This window comes from Agromyces sp. LHK192, from assembly GCF_004006235.1.
Classification (GTDB): Bacteria; Actinomycetota; Actinomycetes; order Actinomycetales; family Microbacteriaceae; genus Agromyces.
This window is the reverse complement of record NZ_CP034753.1, coordinates 3,802,789-3,825,890: the sequence shown is the minus strand read 5'-3', so window position 1 is coordinate 3,825,890 and position 23,102 is coordinate 3,802,789. Positions and strand designations below refer to the sequence as shown.

20 protein-coding genes are annotated in these 23,102 nt (G+C 70.5%); 16 read left to right on the top strand and 4 right to left on the bottom strand.

Going from position 1 to position 23,102, the window contains the following annotated elements; genetic code table 11:
- Positions 1-51 precede the first annotated feature (51 nt).
- From ELQ40_RS17365 to ELQ40_RS17335, 7 genes are all read left to right on the top strand, one after another.
- Positions 52-1,032 carry an alpha/beta hydrolase gene (locus tag ELQ40_RS17365; protein ID WP_127794820.1) on the top strand — a complete coding sequence of 327 codons (981 nt, stop codon included), beginning with the start codon at positions 52-54 and terminating at the stop codon, positions 1,030-1,032.
- The gene (locus ELQ40_RS17360; RefSeq protein WP_127794819.1) at positions 1,029-2,441 is read left to right on the top strand and encodes a dihydroorotase family protein; all 1,413 of its coding nucleotides are present in this window, start codon (positions 1,029-1,031) and stop codon (positions 2,439-2,441) included. The genes ELQ40_RS17365 and ELQ40_RS17360 overlap by 4 nt, the downstream gene beginning before the upstream one ends.
- Before the next feature lie 2 nt (positions 2,442-2,443).
- Positions 2,444-3,445 (top strand): LLM class flavin-dependent oxidoreductase, encoded by a 1,002-nt coding sequence (locus ELQ40_RS17355; RefSeq protein ID WP_127794818.1) that lies wholly within the window; start codon positions 2,444-2,446, stop codon positions 3,443-3,445.
- Between the two features lie 75 nt (positions 3,446-3,520).
- A complete protein-coding gene (locus ELQ40_RS17350; protein ID WP_127794817.1) occupies positions 3,521-4,363 on the top strand; it encodes an ABC transporter ATP-binding protein in 843 nt (280 codons plus the stop codon).
- Positions 4,360-5,196, top strand: coding sequence for an ABC transporter permease (locus ELQ40_RS17345; RefSeq protein ID WP_127794816.1), 837 nt, complete (start codon positions 4,360-4,362; stop codon positions 5,194-5,196). The genes ELQ40_RS17350 and ELQ40_RS17345 overlap by 4 nt, the downstream gene beginning before the upstream one ends.
- The gene (locus tag ELQ40_RS17340; RefSeq protein ID WP_127794815.1) at positions 5,193-6,032 is read left to right on the top strand and encodes an ABC transporter permease; all 840 of its coding nucleotides are present in this window, start codon (positions 5,193-5,195) and stop codon (positions 6,030-6,032) included. The genes ELQ40_RS17345 and ELQ40_RS17340 overlap by 4 nt, the downstream gene beginning before the upstream one ends.
- Before the next feature lie 9 nt (positions 6,033-6,041).
- Complete coding sequence (locus ELQ40_RS17335; protein ID WP_164863685.1) at positions 6,042-6,434, top strand: RidA family protein; 393 nt, start codon at positions 6,042-6,044, stop codon at positions 6,432-6,434.
- 141 nt (positions 6,435-6,575) lie between these two features.
- Here ELQ40_RS17335 and ELQ40_RS17330 read toward each other — a convergent pair whose 3' ends face one another.
- On the bottom strand, positions 6,576-7,652 hold the full coding sequence (locus tag ELQ40_RS17330) for an ABC transporter substrate-binding protein (RefSeq protein ID WP_127794813.1): 1,077 nt from the start codon (positions 7,650-7,652) through the stop codon (positions 6,576-6,578).
- Positions 7,653-7,911: 259 nt separating this feature from the next.
- On the opposite strand from ELQ40_RS17330, the gene ELQ40_RS17325 reads away from it, so the two are divergent.
- From ELQ40_RS17325 to ELQ40_RS17305, 5 genes are read left to right on the top strand one after another with little or no spacing between them, the layout of a single operon-like run.
- Positions 7,912-8,979, top strand: a complete 1,068-nt coding sequence (locus ELQ40_RS17325) for an alcohol dehydrogenase catalytic domain-containing protein (protein ID WP_127794812.1) — start codon at positions 7,912-7,914, stop codon at positions 8,977-8,979.
- Entirely contained in the window at positions 8,976-10,238 is a 1,263-nt protein-coding gene (locus ELQ40_RS17320; RefSeq protein ID WP_127794811.1) for a CaiB/BaiF CoA-transferase family protein, read from the top strand. The genes ELQ40_RS17325 and ELQ40_RS17320 overlap by 4 nt, the downstream gene beginning before the upstream one ends.
- Positions 10,235-11,098, top strand: coding sequence for an amidohydrolase family protein (locus tag ELQ40_RS17315; RefSeq protein WP_127794810.1), 864 nt, complete (start codon positions 10,235-10,237; stop codon positions 11,096-11,098). Before ELQ40_RS17320 ends, ELQ40_RS17315 begins: the two co-directional genes overlap by 4 nt.
- Before the next feature lie 20 nt (positions 11,099-11,118).
- The gene (locus tag ELQ40_RS17310; RefSeq protein ID WP_127794809.1) at positions 11,119-11,958 is read left to right on the top strand and encodes a hypothetical protein; all 840 of its coding nucleotides are present in this window, start codon (positions 11,119-11,121) and stop codon (positions 11,956-11,958) included.
- Positions 11,958-12,305 (top strand): hypothetical protein, encoded by a 348-nt coding sequence (locus ELQ40_RS17305; protein WP_127794808.1) that lies wholly within the window; start codon positions 11,958-11,960, stop codon positions 12,303-12,305. The genes ELQ40_RS17310 and ELQ40_RS17305 overlap by 1 nt, the downstream gene beginning before the upstream one ends.
- Here the strand turns inward: ELQ40_RS17305 and cofD are convergent.
- Positions 12,293-13,318 carry a 2-phospho-L-lactate transferase gene (gene cofD, locus ELQ40_RS17300; RefSeq protein ID WP_127794807.1) on the bottom strand — a complete coding sequence of 342 codons (1,026 nt, stop codon included), beginning with the start codon at positions 13,316-13,318 and terminating at the stop codon, positions 12,293-12,295. The two genes, ELQ40_RS17305 and cofD, sit on opposite strands and share 13 nt — an antisense overlap.
- Before the next feature lie 184 nt (positions 13,319-13,502).
- Between cofD and ELQ40_RS17295 the strand changes: the two genes are divergently transcribed.
- Positions 13,503-13,901: a hypothetical protein gene (locus tag ELQ40_RS17295; RefSeq protein WP_127794806.1), complete on the top strand. Its 399-nt coding sequence runs from the start codon at positions 13,503-13,505 to the stop codon at positions 13,899-13,901.
- Positions 13,876-16,791: an HYR domain-containing protein gene (locus ELQ40_RS19290; RefSeq protein ID WP_127794805.1), complete on the top strand. Its 2,916-nt coding sequence runs from the start codon at positions 13,876-13,878 to the stop codon at positions 16,789-16,791. Before ELQ40_RS17295 ends, ELQ40_RS19290 begins: the two co-directional genes overlap by 26 nt.
- Before the next feature lie 41 nt (positions 16,792-16,832).
- Here ELQ40_RS19290 and ELQ40_RS17285 read toward each other — a convergent pair whose 3' ends face one another.
- The gene (locus ELQ40_RS17285) at positions 16,833-18,962 is read right to left on the bottom strand and encodes a bifunctional lysylphosphatidylglycerol flippase/synthetase MprF (RefSeq protein WP_127794804.1); all 2,130 of its coding nucleotides are present in this window, start codon (positions 18,960-18,962) and stop codon (positions 16,833-16,835) included.
- A gap of 134 nt (positions 18,963-19,096) precedes the next feature.
- Entirely contained in the window at positions 19,097-20,491 is a 1,395-nt protein-coding gene (locus ELQ40_RS17280; protein ID WP_240665846.1) for a PLP-dependent aminotransferase family protein, read from the bottom strand.
- Positions 20,492-20,762: 271 nt separating this feature from the next.
- Between ELQ40_RS17280 and ELQ40_RS17275 the strand changes: the two genes are divergently transcribed.
- Positions 20,763-21,611 carry a nitrilase-related carbon-nitrogen hydrolase gene (locus ELQ40_RS17275; protein WP_127794802.1) on the top strand — a complete coding sequence of 283 codons (849 nt, stop codon included), beginning with the start codon at positions 20,763-20,765 and terminating at the stop codon, positions 21,609-21,611.
- Between the two features lie 13 nt (positions 21,612-21,624).
- Positions 21,625-23,061, top strand: a complete 1,437-nt coding sequence (hydA, locus tag ELQ40_RS17270; RefSeq protein WP_127794801.1) for a dihydropyrimidinase — start codon at positions 21,625-21,627, stop codon at positions 23,059-23,061.
- Positions 23,062-23,102: the final 41 nt, after the last annotated feature.

Genomic DNA, 23,102 nt, shown 5'->3' with positions numbered 1-23,102 from the left:
CGAGCCGCCGAGGCGACGACGCCGGCGTTCGAACGAGAGGAAGCGAAGCGGATGCAGACGACCCCAGTCGAGTTCACCAGCGAGGGCGATCGCCTCTCCGGGATCTGGCGCACCCCCGACGCCGAAGGCCCGTACCGCGCGATCGTCCAGGGCCCCGGCTGGCTCGGACTCAAGGACGCCAAGCTCTACGTGCGCTACCACGAGGCGCTCGTCGCCGCCGGATTCGCCGTGCTCGTCTTCGACTACCGCGGATTCGGCGACTCGGGCGGCGACCGGGGCATCCTGTCGCCGGCACGACAGCTGCAGGACCTCGTGAACGCGGTCACCTACCTCACCACCCGCGACGACGTGATCGCCGATGCGATCGGCGTCTTCGGCACCGGCGGCACCGGCGGCGGCAACGCCGTGCTCCTCGCCGACGCCGACCCCCGCATCAAGGCGGCCGTGAGCCAGGTGCCCGTCGCCGACGGCACCGACTGGCTGCACCGGATGCGCCAGGAGCACGAATGGCTGGCCTTCCTGAAGAGCCTCGACGACGACCGCAGGCTCCGTGTCACGACCGGCGCCGGCAGGCTCGTGCACCCCCGCGAGGAGATCATGGTGCCGACGCCCGAACGGCGCGCCACCACCATCAAGGCCGACGTCGACGACCGCATCCCGAGCGCCATCCCCCTCTCCTGCGCCGAGGAGATCCTCGCGTACCGGCCCATCGACGCGGCCGGTCGCCTCAAGACCCCGCTCCTCGTGATCGGCGTCGAGGGCGACGCGACCACGCCGACCGACCACGCCGAAGTGCTCTACGCCGCGGCGAAGGGCCCGAAGCAGCTCGTCATGCAGCGGCACACCACCCACTACGCCGCGTACGACCGCTACTGGACCGAGACCACCCCGCTGATCGTCGACTGGCTCGATCGCTACGTGCGCCCGAGCGACGTCGAGGTCCGCACCACCCGCTCGCCCGGATCGGGCGAGGTCACCGAACGCCTGGAGGCACCCGTGCAGGCAGCAGCACTCGAGGAGGCCGTGCGATGAGCATCGACCTGAGGATCACCGGAGGCACCGTCGTCACCCCGAGCGGCCCCGTCGCGGGCGACCTGCTCGTGCACGACGGCAGGGTCGCGGGCGTCGTCGCCCGAGACGTCGCCGTCGATGCCGACCGCACCATCGACGCATCCGGGCGGCTCGTGCTGCCCGGCATGGTCGACGTGCACGTGCACACCCGCGAGCCCGGCTACGAGCACAAGGACGACATCCTCACCACCTCGCAGCAGGCCGCCGCCGGCGGCGTCACGACCATGTTCGGCATGCCCAACCTGAAGCCGCCGACGGTCGACGTCGAGACGCTCACCGACGTGTTCGAGCGCTACACGTCGAGCTCGATCGTCGACTGGAACCACAACCCGGCTCCCACGAAGTTCGACGAGATCGTGCCCATGGCCGAGATGGGCGTCAACGCGTTCAAGATCTACATGGTCGTCGACACGGGCCGCGACTACCCGCACCCGTCGGGCACCGGCATCCACGACCACGGGCACCTGCTCGAGATCATGGACCGCATCGCCCCCACCGGGAAGCGGTTCATCGTGCACCCGCACGACCAGGCGCTCATGGACTACATCGAGGGGGCGGTGCTCGCCAGCGGCGACAACACCCCCGAGGGCTACGCCTCGGCGTACGCCGCACGGGAGGGCGTCATCTGGGACACGGCGATCGACGTCGTGCTGCGCCTCGCGGAGGCATCCGGATGCCCCGTGCACATCGCCCACATCCAGACGCGCCGCTCGATCGAGGCCGTGCGCCGCGCGAAGGCCAACGGCATCGACGTGACCTGCGAGGTGAACCACTGGGCGCCGTTCCTCTCCACCTGGGAGGACGTGCAGACCCTCGGGCCGTACGCCCTGTCGTACTGGGTGCCCGACGAGAACCGGCTCGCGATCTGGGAGGGCATGCGCGACGGCACGATCGACATCGCGAGCTCCGACCACGCGCCCCATACGCGCGAGGAGAAGGAGATCGGCTGGACGCAGATGTGGAGCGCCCACACCGGCACGCCGGGCATCCAGTACTACTACGAGCTCATGCTCGACGCCGTGAACCGGGGCGAGCTCGAGCTCGACCGCGTCGTCGAGATGGTCGCCGGCGTGCCGGCCGGCAAGTTCGGGCTCGCGGGGGTCAAGGGGTCGCTCGAGGTCGGCGCCGACGCCGACGTCGTGATCGCCGACATGGCCTGCGAGTGGACGATCACCGACGACGACGTGCTGTCGAAGATCGGCTGGACGCCCTACAACGGCCGCACCATCAGCGCGCGCATCGAGCGCACCCTCGTGCGCGGGCGCGACGTCTACGCCGACGGCGCCGTCGTCGGCGAGCCCGGATTCGGGAAGCTCGCGGCCGCTCCGGCCGCGCGGACGGCCGAACTGGCCGCATCGGAAGGGAAGTGACCATGAAGTTCGGTCTGCTGCTGCCCCACTTCGGGGAAGAGGCGAGTCGCGAGAAGCTGCTGGAGGGCTCGAAGCTCGCCGAGAAGATGGGCTTCGACTCGGTGTGGGTGCGCGATCACCTCGTGTTCGAGCCGCACGGCGAGATGGAGAAGCCGAACCGCACGTTCTACGACGCGCTCACCACGCTCACCGCGATCGGCGCCGTCACCGAGCGGCTCGAGCTCGGCACGGGTTCGCTGATCCCGTTCCGCCACCCGCTCGTCACGGCCCTCATGGCCGGCACGATCACGCAACTGGTCGGTCCGCGCCTCATCCTCGGCTTCGGCGCGGGCACGTTCGACCACGAGTTCGAGGCCGTCGGCTGGGGCGACCTGAACCGCGTCGAGGCCGTGCGCTCCAACGCCGAGATCCTCAAGCGCGTCTTCACCGAGAACGACGTCACGTACGACGACGGCATCTTCGCGTTCGAGAACGTCACGATCGAGCCGAAGCCCGTCGGCGGCCCGGTGCCGTTCTGGTACTGCGGCGCGACGCCCGCGTCGGCGCGCCTCGCGGCCGAGTACGCCGACGGCTGGATGCCGGGCCGCATCTCGCTGCGCACCATGGAGAAGCGCATCCGGACGATGCGCGAGATGACGGATGCCTCGGGCCGGCCCATGCCCACGATCGCGGTGATCCCGCCGACCTCGATCGAGGAGACCCGCGAGGAGGCACTGAAGCACGTGAACATCCCGGGCCTGCTCGCCTGGGCGAACAAGGCGCGGTTCACCGTCAAGCCCGAGTCGGGCAGCTTCCAGACCGTCGAGGACCTCGAGGGCCAGCTCATCGTCGGCAGCCCCGACGAGGCGGTCGACGAGATCCGCAAGTTCGCCGCGATCGGCACCGAGCACCTGGTGTTCGACTTCCGATTCAAGTTCGATCGGTTCTTCGAGCAGATCGAACTGCTCGGCACCGAGGTGCTGCCCAAGCTCCGCGAGCACGCGGCGGAGCCGGCGCTCACCTGACGACTGGGGCATCCGACCCCGGACCGGCACGACCTGACGAAAGGCAAACCCGTGAGTGTGGAGGAGGCGACTTCGATGACATCGATCGAACCGGGCGGTGCCGAGGCGCCACCCGAGCGGGAGCCCGAGGCGCTGATCTCGGTGCGGGGGCTCTCGGTCGCCTACGACGTGGCGAGGACCGGGCGCAAGCTCGTCGCGATCGACGGGGTCGACCTCGACGTCCGCGAGGGCGAGTTCGTCACCGTGCTGGGGCCGTCGGGCTGCGGCAAGACGACGTTCATGAACGTGATCGCGGGGCTCGTGAAGCCGACCGCGGGTGAGGTCGTCGTGGCCGGGGAGCGGGTGACCGGCCCCGGCCCGGACCGCGCCGTCGTGTTCCAGGATTACGCGCTGCTGCCCTGGCGCACCGTGTTCGACAACGTGCGGTTCGGGCTCGAGATGCAGAAGGGGCTGAAGGGCCCCGGGTGGCGCGACCGCGTCGCCGAGGCCATCGAGCTCGTCGGGCTCGGCGGGTTCGAGCACTCGTACCCGCGCGAGCTGTCGGGCGGCATGCAGCAGCGCGTCGGCCTCGCCCGGGCGATCGTGGCGCAGCCGCGGATCCTGCTCATGGACGAGCCGCTCGGCGCCGTCGACGCACTCACCCGCGAGGTCATGCGGGACGAGATCGAGAAGCTCATCGCCGCGACCGGCAAGACGGTGCTCTTCATCACCCACTCGATCGAGGAGGCGATCCTCCTCGGCGACCGCATCGTGGTGTTCAAGAGCCACCCCGGCGCGATCAAGGAGGTCATCGAGACCCGGCTCGAGCGCCCCCGGTCGGAGCGCAGCGTGCAGAGCGACCCACGGTTCCTCGAGCTGCGCGACCACCTGTGGGACGCGCTGCAGGGCGAGGCGACCGCGGCGGCGGTGTCGAAGTGACGAGCACGCTCCTCGCGGGCGGCCCCAACGTCGGACGCGGCGGCATCGGCGCGTGGCTGGCCGGGCTGAGCCCGCGCGGCAAGGCGGCGGTGCTCGCGGCCGAGGTCGTCGTGATGCTCGCCCTGTGGCAGCTCGTCGTCGGCGTGCTCGGCTGGATCAATCCCGTCTTCTTCCCGCCGCCGTCGGCGATCTGGCAGGGGTTCACCGAACTCGTCGCGAGCGGAACGCTGGCGACGAACGCGCTCGTCTCGCTCCAGGCCTGGCTCACCGGGTTCGCGATCGCGGTCGTGGTCGGCATCCCGATCGGCCTGCTCATGGGCACCTCGCTCCCGGTCGACCGGGTCGTCGGGCCGATCGCGTGGACGATCTACGCGACGCCGACGATCGCGTACCAGCCGCTCGCGAAGGCGTGGTTCGGGTTCGGCATCGGCCCGGTCGTCTTCCTCGTCACGATCAGCGCCCTGTTCCCGATCCTGCTGAACGTCGCGGCGGGCATGCGCACGACGAATCCGTCGATCATCCGCGCCGGCCGGGTCTACGGGGCCGGACGGATGCAGCTCTACCGGTCGGTGTACCTGCCGTCGACGGTGCCGTTCCTGTTCGCCGGACTCCGCCAGGCCGTCGTGCTCGCCACGATCGGCATGGTCGTCGCCGAGCTCACGGGTTCGGCGGAGGGCATGGGCGCCGTGATCATCAAGGCGTCGAACACGTACCAGACCGACCAGGCGTTCGCCGCGATCGCGCTCGTCGTGATCTGGAGCGTCGGCATGACGCAGGTGGTGACCCTCGTCGAACGGTGGGTCGCCCCGTGGACGAGGAAGGGCCGCCGATGAGCGTCACGTCTGCCACCGGCACGCGCCGGATCGTCCGACCGAGGCGGGTCGTGCGCACCGACGAGGCGAAGTGGGTGTGGCTGCTCGTCGGCGTGATCGCCGCGATCCTGCTGGTGTGGGAGGCCGCCGTCAGCTGGTTGCACCTCGTGCCCGCGGTCTTCCTCCCGCCGCCCACCGAGGTCTTCGGCGCGTTCGTCGCGCTCCTGTGGGATCCCGAGTTCTGGACCGCCTTCGCGTTCAGCATGCAGAACCTGCTGGTCGGTCTCGTGCTCGCGGTCGTCGTCGGCGTGGTGGTCGGCCTCGCGGTCGGCTGGTCGCCGGTGCTGCGGTTCACGGTCGCACCGTTCCTGTGGCTGCTGTACTCGACGCCGAAGGTCGCGTTGGCACCGCTGTTCATCCTGATCCTCGGTCTCGGGAACGAGTCGAAGATCGCGCTGGTGTTCCTCCTCGCCGTGTTCCCCATCATCCTGAACACGATGGAGGGCGCGGTCACGGTGAGTCCGTCGCTCGTGAACGCCGGGCGCGTGTTCGGCGTGAACGGCATCGCGCTCGGGTGGAAGGTGATCTTCCCGGCGACCCTCCCGTACAGCCTGTCGGGCATCCAGCGCGGAGCCGCCCTCGGGTTCACCGGCGAGGTGCTCGGCGAGTTCCTCGGCGGCACGGGCGGCCTCGGGCACCTGCTCGAGTACGCCGCCTACCAGTTCATGATGGCCGAGGCGATCGCGATGGTGATCGTGATGGTGATCATCGCGAACCTCACGCTGTGGCTCATCTCGACGCTGCGGCGCCGCCTGGCGCCCTGGTACGACGACCGCAGGATCGTCGGGGCGTCGTAGGGGCCGATGGTGCGACGCGAGATCGTGCGGCCGGAGGGCGTGTACCCGCCCACCGCCGACTTCAGCCAGGCCGTCCGGGTCTCCGGCGGCGACCTGGTGTTCGTGAGCGGCATCATCGGCATGCGGCCCGACGGCACGATGCCGGCCGGCGCGCGCGAGCAGGTCGAGCTCGCGTTCGCGAACCTCGCCGTCGTGCTGGATGCCGCGGGCGCGACCCCGGCCGACGTCGTGAAGGTGACCCTCTTCGTCCGCGACGACTTCGCGCTCGTGCGCGACGACGTGCGCGAGATCCGGGCGAGGTACTTCACGCACGACTTCCCGGTGTCGACGCTCGTGCAGGTCGCCGGCTTCGCCGGCGCCGACTACCGGTTCGAGATCGAGGCGATCGCCGCCGTCTCCTGAAGCCCACCGGCCCCCGTCTCATGCGCGATGACGGGGGCCGGTGTCGTGCCGGTGGGGTTGTCTGGTGCGAACCGCCGGGGCATGCGAAGGGCCCCCGCCGTCATGCGCTGCGGCGGGGGCCCTTCGTGGTGGCGGCCGGGATCAGGGGTAGGGCAGCGTCTCCGGGCCCGAGTTGTCGAGGTCGAGCAGTTCCTGCGCCTTCTCGAGGTACACGAGCTGTGCATCGTCGAACTCGATCGGCTCGAGCTCCTGCGTCTCGACGGTGGTGTCCCAGGCCTCGGCGTCGAAGTAGAGGTTCTGGCACGCCAGGTGTCCGTCGAGCACCCAGACGCTGTCCGACCCGCGGAGCGCCTCGACGTCGAAGTCGTTGGCCTCGTAGATCTCGAGCACCTCGCTGACGTTCTCGGGGAACTGCCCGGGCGCGGGTGCGGTCATGAAGTCGACGCCCTTGAGCGTCGCCCGCAGGAACCGCACCAGCGTGTTCGGGTTCTCCTGCGCGTACGACGAGCCGGCGACCATGACGTCGTTGGCCCAGTTGCGCAGCGCTTCGACGGGGAACTCCGCTCCGTGCTCCTCGAGCGCGGGACGGTCGTCGCCGTAGAAGGGCTGGAGGGTGATCTTGTCGTTGACGAAGAACTCGGTCCACGATTCCGACCCGGGGCCGGGGTAGACGACCTCGGTGTCCACGCCCTCGAGGTCCCAGCCCTCCTCGGCCAGCACGCGTGCGCGCTGGAACTCGGCGGGGTCGCCCGGCGTGCCCGCGAGCACGATCGAGGTACCCTCGAGGTCGTCGACCGACTCGATGCCCGGCTGGACCGCGAAATCGAAGTTCTGCCGGCAGTAGTGTCCGGAGACGAGGTCGACCTCGACGCCGCCGCGGATCGCCTCGATGACGGTTCCGGTCGACTCGACGCCGATGTCGGCACTGCCGCTCGCGACGGCCGCCGTCACGTTGTCGGCCGTGATGACCTCGACGGTGAGTCCTTCCTCCTCGTAGTAGCCCAGGTCGGTCGCGAGGATGAACATGGAGTACATCGTGATGTCGGGGAACGGGATGGCCACCGTGATCTCGGTGTCCTCGGCGGCGGCGGGCTCGCCGTCGGCGAGTTCGACGGGGTCGGATGCCCCGGCGGTGCCGCCGGCGCATCCGGTGAGCAGTGCGAACACGGCGATGCCGGCTGCGGCTGCGAGGCTCGATCGGGGGATGGATCTGCGCATGTCTCTCCATTCTTGGCGGGTGACTCGCGGTCGGCTCCCGCGGAGACTGGAGCCTCGCGCGAATTGCTGGATACGGTATCCAAAATGCCGTGCGATGTCCATGGATGGGCATGGATTGCGACGGAATCGGGATGGCTCGGGGCTTCCGGGGCGACCGTGGCGCGTCGAGCATGGGAGGGAGTGCTGGACGAAGTGGCGTAGTTTTGGATACAGTATCCAAGAATTGCAGTGACGCGGATCGAACGAGACAGGGGGCCACGTGCACGCAGCCGTCCTCATGACCCACGGTCTCGACGGCATCGCCGTCCGCCAGGTCGATCGTCCCGCGCCGGGACCGGGCGACGTGCTCATCGAGGTCGAGACCGTCGGCGTCAACCAGCTCGACCTCAACGTGATCGCCGGCCACGGACCCGGTGCCGCGGCACGGCTGCCGCGCGTCCTCGGCATCGACCCCGCAGGCACCGTCGTCGAGGTCGGCTCCGGGGTCGATCCCGCCAGGGTCGGCTCGCGCGTCGTGGTCAAGCCGAACGTTCCCTGCGGTGCCTGCCACGCCTGCATGGCAGGGCGTGAGTCGAACTGCCCCGCCCAGCAGGTGGTCGGAGTCCATCGCGACGGGGGAGCCGCACGATACGTCGCGGTCCCCGCCGTCGTCGCCTTCGACCGCGGCGATCTGTCGGCCGAGCAGGCGACGGCCGCCGTGCACAGCGTGCCCATCGTGCTCAACGCGCTCGAGACCGCGGGTGTCGAACCCGGTGAGCGCCTGCTCGTGACCGGCGCCGGGGGAACGCTCGGCCGCGTCGCCGTGCAGCTCGCGCACCACCTCGGTGCGCGGGTCGTCGCGGCATCCAGGAACCCGATCGACGGGTTGCCGCCGGGCGTCGAGGACCTCGTCACCGGCCCCGAGGCCGATCTCGCCGGAGCGCTCGCGCGCGCCACGGCGCCGGCCGAACCGTTCGACGTCGTCATCGACGTCGGCGGCAGCGCACGCGTGCTCGCCGACGCGATCGCCGTGCTCGGATGGGGCGGCCGGGCCGTGCTGTGCGCGGGATCCGTCGACACCGACCTGCGACTCGACTCGCGCGCCTTCTACCTCGGCCGGCGACGGCTGATCGGGGTGGCGAGCGCCGACCTCGACCAGGTGCGACGCGGCCTCGGACTCGTCGCCGACGGCGCCTCCCGGCCCGCGATCGCGGCTCGCTACTGCCTCGCCGACATCGCGTCCGCCTACCGCGAGTTCCCCGCGATCCACGGCGGCAAGGTCCTGATCGACGTGCACCCCAGTCCCGAGCCCTCCCGCACGGAGGACCGAGAGGAGCAGACCGCATGACCGAGGCATCCCGAACCGGGGCATCCCGAACCGGGGCATCCCGGACCCGACCCGCCGGCGCCGGCGCCGGTCGCGGACCGCTCGCCGGCGTCCGCGTGGTCGAACTCGGCCAGTACATCTCGGGCCCCTATGCGGCCAAGCTCCTCGCCGACCTCGGCGCCGACGTCGTCAAGGTCGAGTCCCCCGACGGCGACCCGATGCGGCGGTGGGAGGGGCACGGGCAGATGAGCCCGCAGTTCGCCGCCTACAACCGCGGCAAGCGCTCGGTCGTGCTCGACCTCAAGAGCGAGGCCGGACTGGCGGCGCTGCACGACCTCGCTCGCACCGCCGACGTGCTCATCGAGAACTTCCGGCCGGGGGTGGCCGACCGGCTCGGCTTCGGACCCGACGTGCTTCGCGACCTGAACCCGCGGCTGATCACCTGCTCGATCACCGGGTTCGGGCACGACGGACCGTACGCGGCGCGCCCCGCCTACGACACCGTGATCTCCGCGGTCGGCGCGATGTACAGCCAGGTGGTGCCGGCCGGCACGCTGCGCCCGCTCGGCCCCGCGTTCTCCGACCTGCTCTCGGGGATGTCGGCGGCGCAGGCGGTGCTCGCGGCGCTGCACGCCCGCACCGCGCGCGCGGCGAACGGCGCGGGCGGCGGCGACGGCGCAGACGACCGGGGCGTCGAGGTCGGCGAGCATCTCGAGGTCTCGATGGTGGGCTCGCTCATCGACTTCCTCACCGAGGCGGCATCGACCTACCTCGAGACCGGGCAGGTCGCCGGGCCCGACTCGCGTCCGCGCCGCGCGCAGGCGTACGCGTGCGTCGGATCCGACGGCCGCGCCTTCGTCGTGCACCTGTCGGTCCCCGAGAAGTTCTGGACCGGACTGCTCACCGTGCTCGAGCGCCCCGACCTCGCCGCCGACCCCCGTTTCGCCACGCGCGAGGCGCGCGTACGCAACTACGACGCGCTCGACGCCGAACTCAAGGTCGCGACGGCGGCGCGGCCGCGGCAGCACTGGCTCGACCGGCTCGCCGCCCACGACATCCCGCACGGGCCGCTCAACACGGTCGCCGACCTCTTCGACGACCCCCAGGTCGCGTCGATGGGCCTCGTCGAGACCATCGCCGGGCCCGACGGCGAGCCGTTGCGCGTCCCGGTGCCGAGCACCGTGTTCCACCGCAGCGGCCGCCCGCCGCTGACCGCGGCACCCGCGCTCGGTGCCGACGGCGAACGACTCCTCGCGCTCGAGAACGGAGCCCGCGCATGAACCGCATCGACGACCTCGTCGCCATCGACGTGCACACCCACCCGCAGACCGAGGAGTTCCTCGCGGCGATGGGCCGGCGGCACCTCGAGATGGCCAAGCACTTCGGTCGCGAACGGCCCGTCGTGTCCTTCGCCGAGCAGGCCGACCAGTACCGGGAGCGGCGCATGATGGCGGTCCTCCTGAACTCCGACTCGGAGACCACGTCGGGCATCCCCGGCGCGCCCAACGACCTCCTCGGCCGCGCACAGGCCGACCACCCCGACGTGTTCATCGCCTTCGCGGGCATCGACCCGTGGAAGGGCGAGGCGGCGATCGCGGAGATCCGTCGGATGCACGCCGAGTACGGCATCAAGGGCGTCGGCGAGCTCAATGCGTCGCGCCAGCGATTCCTGCCGAACGACCGCCGGTTCTTCCCGATCTGGGAGGCGTGCGCCGAGCTCGGCCTCGTGGTGCTCTTCCACTCGGGCTTCCCGGGTGCGGGCGCCGGGACCCCCGGCGGCGGGGGCTACCGGCTCGAGAACGCGCGGCCGATCCCCTACCTCGACGACGTCGCGGCCGAGTTCCCGGAGCTGCGCATCATCAGCGCCCACCCCGCCTGGCCGTGGCACCTCGAGAACCTCGCGATGGTCTGGCACAAGTCGAACGTGTACCTCGACCTCTCCGGGTGGGCCCCCAAGTACCTGCCGCCCGAGGTCGTGCGGTACGCCGACTCGCTCATCACCGACCGGGTGCTCTTCGGTTCCGACTGGCCGGTGATGACCCCCGACCGCTGGATGGACGAGTTCGCCGAACTGCCGTTCAAGGAGGCGTCGCGACGCAGGATCCTGCTCGACAACGCCCGCACCCTCTTCGGACTCTGAGCGAAGGAGCACACGACCGCATGGCCGAACTCGTCATGGCGGCGGCGACGCCGCACAACCCCCTGCTCTGGCGCGCGATGGTCGAGCCGATGCCCGACGACCTCGTCGCCGTACGAGACCGCTTCGCGCTGATCCGGAACACGATCGCCGAGCTCGGCGTCGACGTGCTCGTCGTGGTCGGCACGGACCACATCCGGCAGTTCTTCTTCGACAACTCGCCCGCGTTCGTGATCGGCAAGGCCGAGCGGTACCACGGCACGTACGAGAACGAGGTCCGTACGTTCGGCATGGAGTACGTCGAGGTGGAGGGGCATCCGGAGCTCGCCGACGCCATCTCGGGGCGCGAGGTGCTCGACGAGTCGATCGACTTCGCAGTGAGCCGCGAGTGGCGGCTCGACCACGGATTCGTGATCCCGCTGCAGTACCTCACCCCGGACCTGCACCTGCCGGTCGTGCCGATCCACACGAACGCCGCCCTGCCGCCGCTGCCGAGCCCCCGCCGGTTCGCGGCTCTGGGCACGCGCATCCGCGAGGCCGTCGGCGCCTGGCGGTCGGACGCCCGCGTGGCGCTGATCACCTCGGGTCACATGGCGACGGATGTCGGCGGCCCACGGCAGTTCGCCGGGTCCCCCGACCCCGCCTTCGACGAGGAGGCGGTCGGCTGGATGCGCGACGGCGACCTCGAGGCCGCAATCGACGGATGCCGCTACGACCGGCTGATGGCCGCGGGCAACGTCACCTACCAGTACGTCAACGTCATCACTGCGCTCGCCGCGATGGGCGGCCGGCCCGCCGACCTGGCCGAGGCCACCACGTCGCGGTTCGCGTCGAGCCCGTTCTTCATGTGGAGGGACCGCTGATGGGCAAGTACCTCGTCGACAAGTTCATGCGCGCGGTCGAGATGAGCGACACCGAGGTGTCCCGGTACGTCGCCGACCCGCGGGCCTACGTCGAGGCGTGGTGTGCCGCGCCCGGCGGACCCGACGGGCCGACCGACGACCGCGGGTTGACCGGGCCCGAGCGCGAGGCGTTTGCCGGGCGCGACTTCGAGCGGCTCTACGCCCTCGGCGCGCACCCGTACCTGCTCTGGCACTTCACGGAGGCGGTGTATTCGCACGAGTTCACGCCGGAGTCGGGCTGGCGGGCGCTGGTCGAGCGGTACCGCGCGGCGGTCGCGCCGCACGGCCACGTCGACTACCTGCCCTGAGCTCCCACCACGGCCGCGAGGTCGAGCGCCGCGCCCGCGAGTGCGGCGCTCGTGTCGAGGTCGTGCATCCACAGCGGGGCGGCGGCCGCGACGATCGCATCGGTGCCGAGCGCCTCGGCGGCCGCGGCATCCGCGTCGTCGACGAGCCACCCGTCGAGGATGCCGCCGGTCACACGTGACCCGTAGTGCCGCGCGACCGCGTCGGCGTCGGTGTCGACGCCGATCGCGCTGAGGCACGCGTCGGCCATGCCGCGCACGACACGGCCGCCGATGATCGGCGAGACGCCGACGACGGAGGCTGCGGTCTCGCGGAGCGCCTCGCGCATGCCGGGGATCGCGAGGATCGTGCCGATCGAGACCACCGGGTTCGAGGGTGCGAGCAGCACGACGTCGGCGCCGCGGATCGCCTCGGCCACGCCGGGCGCCGGGCGGGCCTGCTCGATGCCGGGCTGGTGGAACGCGACCGCGGGAATCGCGGCGCGGTAGCGGGTCCACCACTCCTGGAAGTGCATGGTGCGGCGGCCCGCGGATGCCCCGCCGGCGCCGGAGCTGTCGTCCACGACTTCGACCTGCGTGTCGACCTCGGTGTCCGTCGCAGGCCGGAGGGTCACGCCCAGCGGCCACCGGCGTTGCAGGCGCTCGCCGACCTCGGTCGGCGTGAGCCCCTCCCGAAGCCAGGACGTGCGGGCGAGGTGCGTGCCGAGGTCGAGGTCGCCGAGCGTGAACCACGGCCAGCCCACGCCCCACTCCCGCAGTTCGGCGGCGACCCGCTCGCTCTCGCCGGCCCGGCCCCAGCCGCGCTCGGTGTCGTTGACGCCCGCGAGCGCGTACAGCAGCGAGTCGAAGTCGGGCATGAGGCGCACGCCCGCGAGCCACAGGTCGTCGCCGGTGTTCACGACGACGTCGACGGATGCCTCGGCGCCGCCGGCCTCGCTGCGCCGCCGCACCTCCTCGCGCAATCCGCGCACGAATCGCGCGCCCCCGACGCCGCCGGCCAGAACTGTGATCCGCACCGTGTCAGCCTAGGCGGCGCGGCGACACGCCCGGCCATCGAAGGCGGCAACGCCTGACCCCTGAAATGGGGGCACGAAACGATGATGCGTCCTCACTTTCGGCTTGACGGCGCGAGCGTCGGCTGGTTGCGTGTCGACTGCATGGCGCGCCGGGTGGGCGCGCCCCGTTGCGCTTGGAGGCGTGATGCGCGGAGTCGGTCGGCATCGGGTGATTCGGCAGGGCGGGCGGGGCGGCATCCGGCTGCTCGCGCTCGGCACGGTGGTCGGGGCGATCGCGGCGGTATCGCTCGCGGTACCGGCGTCGGCTGCCCCACCGTCGCTCGTCGACCCGCCCACTCGCCTCTACATGGCGCCGGCCGGGTCGCTGCCCGTGCCGATCCCCGACGGATTCCCGACCGTGATCCCCGAGGGCGAGCTTCCCTTCGACGGTGGCACCGACCTCATCTCCCAGGACGTGCGCACCATCGAGATCGAGTCCGGCGAGGTTGGCTGCGCCATGGCCGCGCCCGACTGGAACCAGGGCGGCTGCACCGCCGTGCACGCTCACCTTCGACCCGTTGCCGACCGTCGAGGACGACGGTGACAGCGACTTCGACGTGCTGAAGTTCGCCGACGGCGCGCTCGAGCGCGACAAGCACGAGCTCAGCGAACTGCCCGCGCCCGCGGTCGCCATCATCGGCACCACCGCGCAGGTGAACGCCGCGCTCGCGACGCTCGTGTACACGCCCGACACCGATGAGGACGACGACGGCACCGCCGACGACCCCTACTCCTACAACGGATCGAACCCCGAGTCGATCGACCTCCTCATGGCGCCCGGCGACCCAGCAATGGACACCGTGAGTGCAGACATCGAGATCCGGGTGCAGAAGATCAACGAGTTCCCCGAGGTGACCGTACCCGACCAGGTGTTCCAGATCCCCTCGGGAGGCACCGGATACCTCGGCGACGCGGGCGACGATGTCGGCCAACCCGATGAGGAGGACTGGAACGTCGTCGATGAGGACAACGACGAGAACGACGAGAACGACACGCTCGACGGCCCGGGCGACGAGTGGCTGCTCATCTCGTGGGCCGACTGCGGCATGTTCTCGATGCCGGCCTCGCCGTTCACGGTCTACGACGACCTCGAGCAGCTCTTCGGCGATGCGCTCGACGTCGGGCTCGAACCCGACCCGGTGACCGAACCCGACGCGTACGCCGAGTACCAGGCCAACAAGACCGCCGTTATCGAGGCGGCCATGGCGGCGTTGCCCGACGAAGTGAAGAACCTTCCGTTCGCGACCGGCAACCCGAGCGATCCGCACAGCGCGTTCGCGGGCGTCGTGAGCGGGCTCAACGCGATCGACTCGCTGAACTACGCCCTCGACAACGTCGAGTTCCAGGCGACCGGCCTGGCCGACGTGACGTGCACCGTTCGCTACCTCGTCAGCGACCTCGGCAACAACGGCCTCCCGCTCCAGTACCTCGGCGACCCGCCGTACGGCATCCAGGTGCCGTTCTTCGGCTTCGACCTCGACACCAACGACTTCCCGACGACCGAGAAGGTGGTCGTCGAGGTCGGCGACGGCACGATGATCGAGGTCGCGTTGCCGTCGGATGTCTCGGTGGCCGAGGGCGGGATGAACACGGTGCCGTTGCTGGTGTCGCCGGCGACGCATCCGGCGTTCGACGTGACGATCTCGACGACGGCAGTGCCCCCGACCGGCCCCGGCGACTTCACGCCGATCAACTCGGTGACGTTCACCGTGCCGGCCGATGCGCCGTCGATCGACATCCCGGTCGATGCGCTGCAGGACGGTGATGTCGACCCCGGCGAGACCTACGTCGTGTCGATCGACGGCTTCCCCGCCGATCCGCCGTTCCCGCCCGGGTTCGACGTGGCGATCACCGACGGCTCCGCCACGGTGACGATCCTCGACGACGAGGTGCCGAACACGTTGCTCGAGCTGTCATTGCCGTCGGATGTCGCGGTCGCCGAGGGTGGGATGAACACGGTGCCGTTGCTGGTGTCGCCGGCGACGCATCCGGCGTTCAGCGTGACGGTGTCGACGGTCGTGGTGCCGCCGACGTCGGCGGCGGACTTCACACCGATCAACTCGGTGACGTTCCCGGTGCCGGCCGATGCGCCCTCGATCGACATCCCGGTCGATGCGTTGTTCGACGGGGTCGCGGATCCGGGCGAGACGTACACGGTGGTGCTCGAGGGCGTGGTGGGTTCGCCGCCGCCCGGGTTCGACGTCGCGATCACCGACGGGTCGGCGACCGTCACGATCCTCGACGTGCCCAACACGCTGCTCGAGTTGTCGTTGCCGTCGGATGTCTCGGTGGCCGAGGGTGGGGTGAACACGGTGCCGTTGCTGGTGTCGCCGGTGACGCATCCGGCGTTCAGCGTGACGGTGTCGACGGTGGTGGTGCCGCCGACGTCGGCGGCGGACTTCACGCCGATCAACTCGGTGACGTTCCCGGTGCCGGCCGATGCGCCGGCGATCGACATCCCGGTCGACGCGCTCCAGGACATCGACCTGGATCCCGGCGAGACCTACACGGTCATGATCGAGGGGATCCTCGGGTCGCCGCCGCCCGGCTTCGACGTGGCGATCACCGACGGGTCGGCGACCGTCACGATCCTCGACGACGAGACCGAGGACACGGTCGCGCCGTCGGTGACGGTCGAGCAGGGGTCGGGTCAGGCGGATCCGACGGGGGTGTCGCCGGTGGTGTTCGAGGTGGTGTTCAGTGAGCCGGTGACGGGGTTCGTGAACACGGATGTGGTGTTGTCGGGTTCGGCGGGTCCGACGTCGGCGGTGGTGTCGGGGTCGGGTGCGTCGTACACGGTCGAGGTGTCGGGCATGAGTGTCGACGGGTTGGTGGTCGCGGAGGTTGCTGCGGGTGCGGCGGAGGATGCGGCGGGGAACCTGTCGGAGGCGTCGACGTCGGTGGACAACGAGGTCACGTTCGAGGTCCTCGTCGGCACGGATCCGCTCACGATCACCGCGCCCGACGACATCGTCGTGGATGCCCCGCCCGGCGAACCCGGCGTGGCCGTCGACTTCCCCGCCCCGACCGTCTCCGGCGGCGTTGCGCCGATCGACGTGTCGTGCGACTTCGAGTCGGGCGACGTCTTCCCGATCGGTGTGACGACCGTGACGTGCACCGCGCAGGACTCGGCTCCCGAGGGGGAGATCGTGCTCTTCGCGCTGGTGACGGACGACTTCACGATCACCGTCAACGAGGGCGTCGGGGAAACGCCGCCGACGGGTGAGCCGACCCCGCCCGGCGGAGGGCCCGGTGGTTCCGGTTCAGGCGGTTCGGGTTCCGGCTCCGGCACCGCGGGCTCCGGCTCAGGCGGCATCGCGTCGACCGGGGTCGAGTCCGGGCTCACGCTCACGGTCGCGTTCGCGCTGCTCCTCGCCGGCGCCGCAGCGCTCCGGATCGGGGCGCGCCGGCGCGGGGCATCCGCTCGCCGCTGACCGCCCGCCGGAGCCGACGGAAGGACGGAGACGGCGGCCGACTACTTGCCGATCGTGAGCCCTGCGCGCACGAGCTGCGGCACCGACGCGTCCGGCAGGTACGCGCGCACCAGCGCGAGGCCGATGCGGGCGAGGTCGGACTCGTCGGCGTAGAGCAGGTACATCGGTTCGGCGCGCGGGTTGAACTTCTGCTTGAAGCGGTGCAGCGAGCGGAAGCCGTACGCGGGCTCGAGCATGCCGCCGAGCCGGTCGAGGATCTGCTCGATCTGGTTCTCGCCCTCGCCGCCGTCCGAGCGGGCCAGCGGCGCGCCCGACAGCGACAGGAACTGCGCATCCTCGTCGCGGAACGCGAGCGCCGACGAACCGATCAGGAACTCCATCACCGGCGGGAACGTGCCGCCGTCGCGCCGGCGCATGAGGTCGAGCGTCCAGCCGCGCTGCACGCCGCCCGGCGCGAAGACGGGCAGCCAGCTGAGGAACCCCTCGATCGTGCCGTCTGCGGTCTCGGCGATCGCCATGCGCACCTCGGGGTCGAGCGCCTCGTCGAGCGACCCGAGTGTGAACCGCATCTCGGGGAGCCCCTTGTCGCCCACCCACTGCTCGGAGATCGCGTGGATCTGCGCGCGCACCGAGCGGGGCTCATCGGCGAGCGTCGCGAACCGGAACCGCATGTCCTCGCGCTGGGCCCGGTTCATCGCGGTGCGTACCGCGCCCCACTTCTTGCCCGTGAACTCGAGGCCGGGCAGGTCCAGGATCGTGTCCTCGGCGATCTGCAGTGCCCGCCACCCGTCGGGCATCGCGGCAACCGATGCGGCGCTCGCGCCGAACACGCTGACCGTGAATCCGGCTCCCTCGGCGGCGCCGATGAACTCCCTGAGGCTGGCTCCGGATGCCTCGGGCGACGCGATCGGGTCCCCGAGCACGAGGGCGACGCCCTGGTGCGTCTGGTACGCGACGACCGAGTCGTCGTCGGAGCCGAAGTAGTGCCGGTTGTCGCGCCACGTCGCCATCCACGACAGCACGCCCCCGCCCGTGCGCTCGACGACCGCTCGGGTCTGGTCGAGGCGGGCGCCCGGCCGGTCGGCGCCGCGGTCGCCCGAGAGCCGGCGCCGGAGGCGCGCGCGGAACGCCCGTCGGCAGGCGACCATCCAGACGAGCAGGATCGCCCAGAGGAATCCGGTGGCGGCGGCGAAGGCGAGCCCCTCGCGCGTCTCGTAGTCTCCCGAATCGAGCACGTCGGGGTGGGCGATGAAGAACACGGCGAGCGCACCGGCGAGCACGTTGAAGGACGCCAGCACGATCGAGACGATCCACGCCACGCGGTATCCGCGGCGCAGGCCGGTCGCGACCACCACGGCGATGACGCCGTCGAACAGCACGTCGAACAGGTCGGTGCCGCCGACGTAGGTCTGCCCGAAGGGACCGGTGGTCGGCGCGACGGACGCGATGAACTGCACGACCACCAGCGTCACGATCATCACGAATGCCACGAACCGCTGTTCGCGCACCGTGGGGCGCTGGAAGGATCCGGCGTTGATCAGCAGCACCATGCCGACCGCCATCGCGTGTTCGACGTCGGCCATCGAGCCGAGGAAGAGCACGCTGACGAGCGTGAACGCCGTCAGCACGAGCAGTGCCCGGCCGCGCCACGGTGACGGCAGGCTCGCCGCCGCGGCGGCCAGGCACGCGAAGATGCCGCCGGACGGTCCGACGTCGACCTGGGTGACCAGGTGGCCGGCCCACGTCGACCCCATCTCGGCGAAACCGGCGATGAGGATCGCCGCGCCGATCACCGCGATGACCTGCCCTCCGGCGAAGTAGGCGGCGGCGCGCCCCGTGCCGCGCCGGAACTCGAGCCAGCCGACGCCGGCCGGGATGAGGAACAACAGGATCACGTACCCCCAGGGGGCGGTGACCAGGAACGTACCGGTGACGGTCGTCCACCAGCGATCGTCGGCGAAGGACGGCACGCCGTATGCGAAGTGCTCGTACCAGTCGGCCTCGGTGGCAGGCGACGTCAGCGTGCCCGTGAGGATGCCGACGACCAGCATCGCGGCCATCAGTGCGAGGGTGAACGGCACGCGTGCGACGAGTCGGAGCACGCGGTTCGGCCTCCGCCTCGGCTCGGGCGCCGGTGCGACATCTGGTGCTGTTGCGGTGGACTGGCTCATCGGCTCCCCCATGCGAACCCATGCGAACGGACTGCGCGCAGCGTATCGCGCGCCCGTTTCCGATCCGAGTCGACGGGCGGCGTCGGGGTGCGATCCGGTGGTCCGATGCTCCGGCGGCTTCGTCCGCCGACGGCTCAGTATCCTCCGGCGACGAGGTGCGAAGCCGCCGCCGCGAGATCGTCCGCGAGATCCTCCACGCCGTCGCGCACGGCGCCGACCGTGACACGCACGAAGTCGCCCCCGGGACGCTGGCGCACGCCGTTCACCGCGTCGGTGGCGTCGGATGCGGCGAGGAACGGTGTGCCTGCCGCGACGCGCACGCCGGCTGCGGCCAATTGCACGAGCGCCGATCGTTCGCCGAGCACGGGCATCCAGAGGTTGATGCCGTCGGCGGGCGCCGCCGCCACGCCGCGGGCCCTGAGCGCGTCGCCGAGTACGCGCTGCCGCGTGAAGTACCGGCGTCTCGCCTCGGCGACGGCGTCGATCGAGGTTCCGTCGGTGAGCAGGTCGAGCAGGATGGTCTGGAGCATCCGCGAGGTCCAGCCCGGCCCGAGCATGCGCCGACCGGCGAGGTGCTCGACCAGGTCGCGCGGGCCGCCGAGGGCGGCGATCCGCAGGTCCGGGCCGTGCGACTTCGAGAAGCTCCGCACGTGCACGACGCGGTCGGGCAGCCAGGTGCCGAGGGTCACGTCGCCCTCGATCGAGATGAGGCCCGAGTGGTCGTCCTCGATCACGACGAGGTCGTCGACGCGTTCGGCGGTCTCGATCGTGCGGGCCAGCGCCTCGGCGCGGGCAGGGGTCATCGAGACGCCGGTGGGATTCTGCGCCCGCGGTTGCAGGAGCACCGCGGCCGGGCGTTTGCGCAGCGCGACGGCGAGCGAGTCGGGGCGGATGCCCTCGTCGTCGAGTCGCACGGGCACGGGCACCGCCCCCAGTACCTCGAGCAGGTCGAGAAACGGCGGGAATCCAGGGCTTTCGACGACGACACGGTCGCCGAAGCGCACCACCTGCTCGAGCGTGCGGGAGATCGCGTCGAGCGCGCCGTCGAGCACCATGATCGACTCGGCCTCGCTCGGCCACGAATCCCGCAGGACGCGCGCCAGCCCCGGGATGACGGGTTCGGCCTGGTAGCTGCCGGTCTCCGCCTTCGCCGAGACCCTCGAGAGGGCCGGGCCGAGCGCGGGCAGCAGCAACGGGTCGGGCGTGCCGCGGGAGAGGTCGAGGCGCACGGGGCCGTCGGGGGCGGCCATGCCGCGCATGCGCGGTGCCAGACGAGCGGATGCGGCATCCCGCACGAAGCTCCCGGCTCGCCCCCGGCTCTCGATGAGGCCGGCGCGCGCGAGGGCCTGCCACGCCTGGCTCACCGTCGCCGGGCTGACGCCGAGCGCCGCGGCGAGTTCGCGGACCGTGGGGAGCCGCTCGCCGGGGCCGATCTCGCCGCCGTTGACGAGACGGGCGACTTCGGCGGCGATCGCTCGTGGTGAGGCATCGGAGAAATCTGCGAGGACGAGCAACCGGGGTGCGTTCACACGAATACCTGACACCACCATTGCCTCCAGCGGGTGCGAGGGACAGGATATGTAACCACAGCGTCACAGAGTGAAACAGAAGAGAAATGTTCAAGCCGAACAATAACAGAACGGGTCGAAAGCCCGGTCTCGCGCACCCAGTTCGGCAGTTCCACCGGCAGTCCAATCGGTACACCTCGGCGTCGCAGCACCCGACGAACACCTGACACGAGCACCACGCCAGGCGATCCTCGAGCAACGGCAACGACGCCGCCCGACTCAGGAGACAGACATGACGATCGTCAGAGCGGCCATCACGCAGACCACGTGGACGGGCGACAAGGCATCGATGCTCGACAAGCACGAGCAGTTCGCGCGAGACGCGAAGGCCGACGGCGCCCAGGTGGTCTGCTTCCAGGAGCTGTTCTACGGGCCGTACTTCGGCATCACCCAGGACCAGAAGTACTACCGATTCGCCGAGTCCGCCGAGGGCCCCATCGTGCAGCGCTTCGCGGACCTCGCCAAGGAGCTCGGCACGGTCATGGTGCTGCCCATCTACGAGGAGGCGCAGACCGGCGTGTACTACAACACGTCCGTGCTCGTCGATGCCGACGGCACGATCCTCGGCAAGTACCGCAAGCACCACCTGCCCCACCTCGACCGGTTCTGGGAGAAGTTCTACTTCCGGCCCGGCAACCTCGGCTACCCCGTCTTCGACACCGCGGTCGGCCGGGTCGGCATGTACATCTGCTACGACCGGCACTTCCCCGAGGGATGGCGCGAGCTCGGGCTGAACGACGCGCACATGGTCTTCAATCCGAACGCCACCAAGCCGGGCCTGTCGAATCGCCTCTGGGAGGTCGAGGGCCCGTGCGCCGCCGTCGCGAACGGCTACTTCGTGCTCCAGCCCAACCGGGTCGGCCGGGAGGACAACGAGTACGGCGACCTCGCCGTCGACTTCTACGGCACGAGCCAGGTGATCGACCCGCGCGGCAACTTCGTCGGCGAACGCGGATCGGGCAACGACGAGGAGGTGCTGGTCCGCGACCTCGACCTCGACATGGTGCAGCAGATGCGCGACGACTGGCAGTTCTACCGCGACCGTCGCCCCGACTCGTACGAGCAGATCGCGAAGCCGTAAGGAGGAGCCCGTCATGACCACCACCCTCATCAGCGGCGGTACCGTCGTCTCCGCCACCGGCCGCGCGGCCGCCGACGTGCTCGTCGACGGCGAGCGCATCGTCGCCGTCCTCGAGCCGGGCAGCACGCTGCTCGGCACGGATGTCTCGGCCGCGGTCGACCGCGTGATCGACGCGACCGGCAAGTACGTGATCCCCGGAGGGATCGACGCGCACACGCACATGCAGCTGCCGTTCGGCGGCACCGAGGCATCCGACACGTTCGAATCGGGCACGCGTGCCGCCGCGCACGGCGGCACGACGAGCATCATCGACTTCGCGGTGCAGACCTACGGCCAGCGCATCGAAGACGGCCTCGCGGCCTGGCACGAGAAGGCCGGCGGCAACTGCGCGATCGACTACGGGTTCCACCAGATCGTCGGCGACGTGAACGAGGCATCGCTCGCGGCCATGCGGAGGCTCCCCGACGAGGGCATCTCGAGCTTCAAGCTCTTCATGGCCTACCCGGGTGTGTTCTACTCCGATGACGCGCAGATCCTGAAGGCCATGCAGGTCTCTCGCGACACCGGCATGCTCACGATGATGCACGCCGAGAACGGCCCCGCGATCGACGTGCTCGCCCAGCAGCTCGTCGACCAGGGCAAGACCGATCCGTACTACCACGGCATCGCGCGCGCCTGGGAGATGGAGGAGGAGGCCACGCACCGGGCGATCATGCTCGCGAAGCTCACCGGCGCTCCGCTCTACGTCGTGCACGTCTCGGCGAAGCAGGCCGTCGAGCAGCTCGCATGGGCGCGCGACAAGGGTCAGAACGTCTACGGCGAGACCTGCCCGCAGTACCTGTACCTGAGCCTCGAGGACCAGCTCGGGGCATCCGGACCCGAATGGGGTTCGTTCGAGGGTGCGAAGTGGGTGTGCTCGACGCCGCTGCGGTCGCGCGCCGAGGGGCATCAGGACTCGATGTGGCAGGCGCTGCGCACCAACGACCTGCAGATGGTCTCGACCGACCACTGCCCGTTCTGCATGAAGGACCAGAAGGAGCTCGGACTCGGCGACTTCCGCAAGATCCCGAACGGCATCGGGTCGATCGAGCACCGCATGGACCTCATGTACCAGGGCGTCGTGACCGGCGAGATCACGCTCGAGCGCTGGGTCGAGCTCACGTCGACCACGCCGGCCCGCATGTTCGGGCTGTACGGGAGGAAGGGCGTGATCCAGCCGGGCGCCGACGCCGACATCGTCGTGTACGACCCGAACGGCCACACGTCGATCGGCCTCGGCAAGACCCACCACATGAACATGGACTACTCGGCGTGGGAGGGCTACGAGATCGACGGCAAGGTCGGCACCGTGCTCTCGCGGGGCAAGGTCGTCGTCGAGGGCGACGAGTACGTCGGCGCCAAGGGCGACGGCCGCTTCCTCAAGCGCGGCCTGTCGCAGTACCTCATCTGAAGAACACCACCGGCCGGTGATCGAGTAGCGCAGCGTATCGA

Excerpts from the sequence above, each read along its gene's own strand:
- ELQ40_RS17365 (WP_127794820.1), top strand. The coding sequence starts at position 52 with ATGCAGACGACCCCAGTCGAGTTCACCAGCGAGGGCGATCGCCTCTCC.
- ELQ40_RS17360 (WP_127794819.1), top strand. The coding sequence starts at position 1,029 with ATGAGCATCGACCTGAGGATCACCGGAGGCACCGTCGTCACCCCGAGC.
- ELQ40_RS17355 (WP_127794818.1), top strand. The coding sequence starts at position 2,444 with ATGAAGTTCGGTCTGCTGCTGCCCCACTTCGGGGAAGAGGCGAGTCGC.
- ELQ40_RS17350 (WP_127794817.1), top strand. The coding sequence starts at position 3,521 with ATGACATCGATCGAACCGGGCGGTGCCGAGGCGCCACCCGAGCGGGAG.
- ELQ40_RS17340 (WP_127794815.1), top strand. The coding sequence starts at position 5,193 with ATGAGCGTCACGTCTGCCACCGGCACGCGCCGGATCGTCCGACCGAGG.
- ELQ40_RS17330 (WP_127794813.1), bottom strand. The coding sequence starts at position 7,652 with ATGCGCAGATCCATCCCCCGATCGAGCCTCGCAGCCGCAGCCGGCATC.
- ELQ40_RS17320 (WP_127794811.1), top strand. The coding sequence starts at position 8,976 with ATGACCGAGGCATCCCGAACCGGGGCATCCCGAACCGGGGCATCCCGG.
- ELQ40_RS17315 (WP_127794810.1), top strand. The coding sequence starts at position 10,235 with ATGAACCGCATCGACGACCTCGTCGCCATCGACGTGCACACCCACCCG.
- ELQ40_RS17310 (WP_127794809.1), top strand. The coding sequence starts at position 11,119 with ATGGCCGAACTCGTCATGGCGGCGGCGACGCCGCACAACCCCCTGCTC.
- ELQ40_RS17305 (WP_127794808.1), top strand. The coding sequence starts at position 11,958 with ATGGGCAAGTACCTCGTCGACAAGTTCATGCGCGCGGTCGAGATGAGC.
- ELQ40_RS17295 (WP_127794806.1), top strand. The coding sequence starts at position 13,503 with ATGCGCGGAGTCGGTCGGCATCGGGTGATTCGGCAGGGCGGGCGGGGC.
- ELQ40_RS17285 (WP_127794804.1), bottom strand. The coding sequence starts at position 18,962 with ATGAGCCAGTCCACCGCAACAGCACCAGATGTCGCACCGGCGCCCGAG.
- ELQ40_RS17275 (WP_127794802.1), top strand. The coding sequence starts at position 20,763 with ATGACGATCGTCAGAGCGGCCATCACGCAGACCACGTGGACGGGCGAC.
- hydA (WP_127794801.1), top strand. The coding sequence starts at position 21,625 with ATGACCACCACCCTCATCAGCGGCGGTACCGTCGTCTCCGCCACCGGC.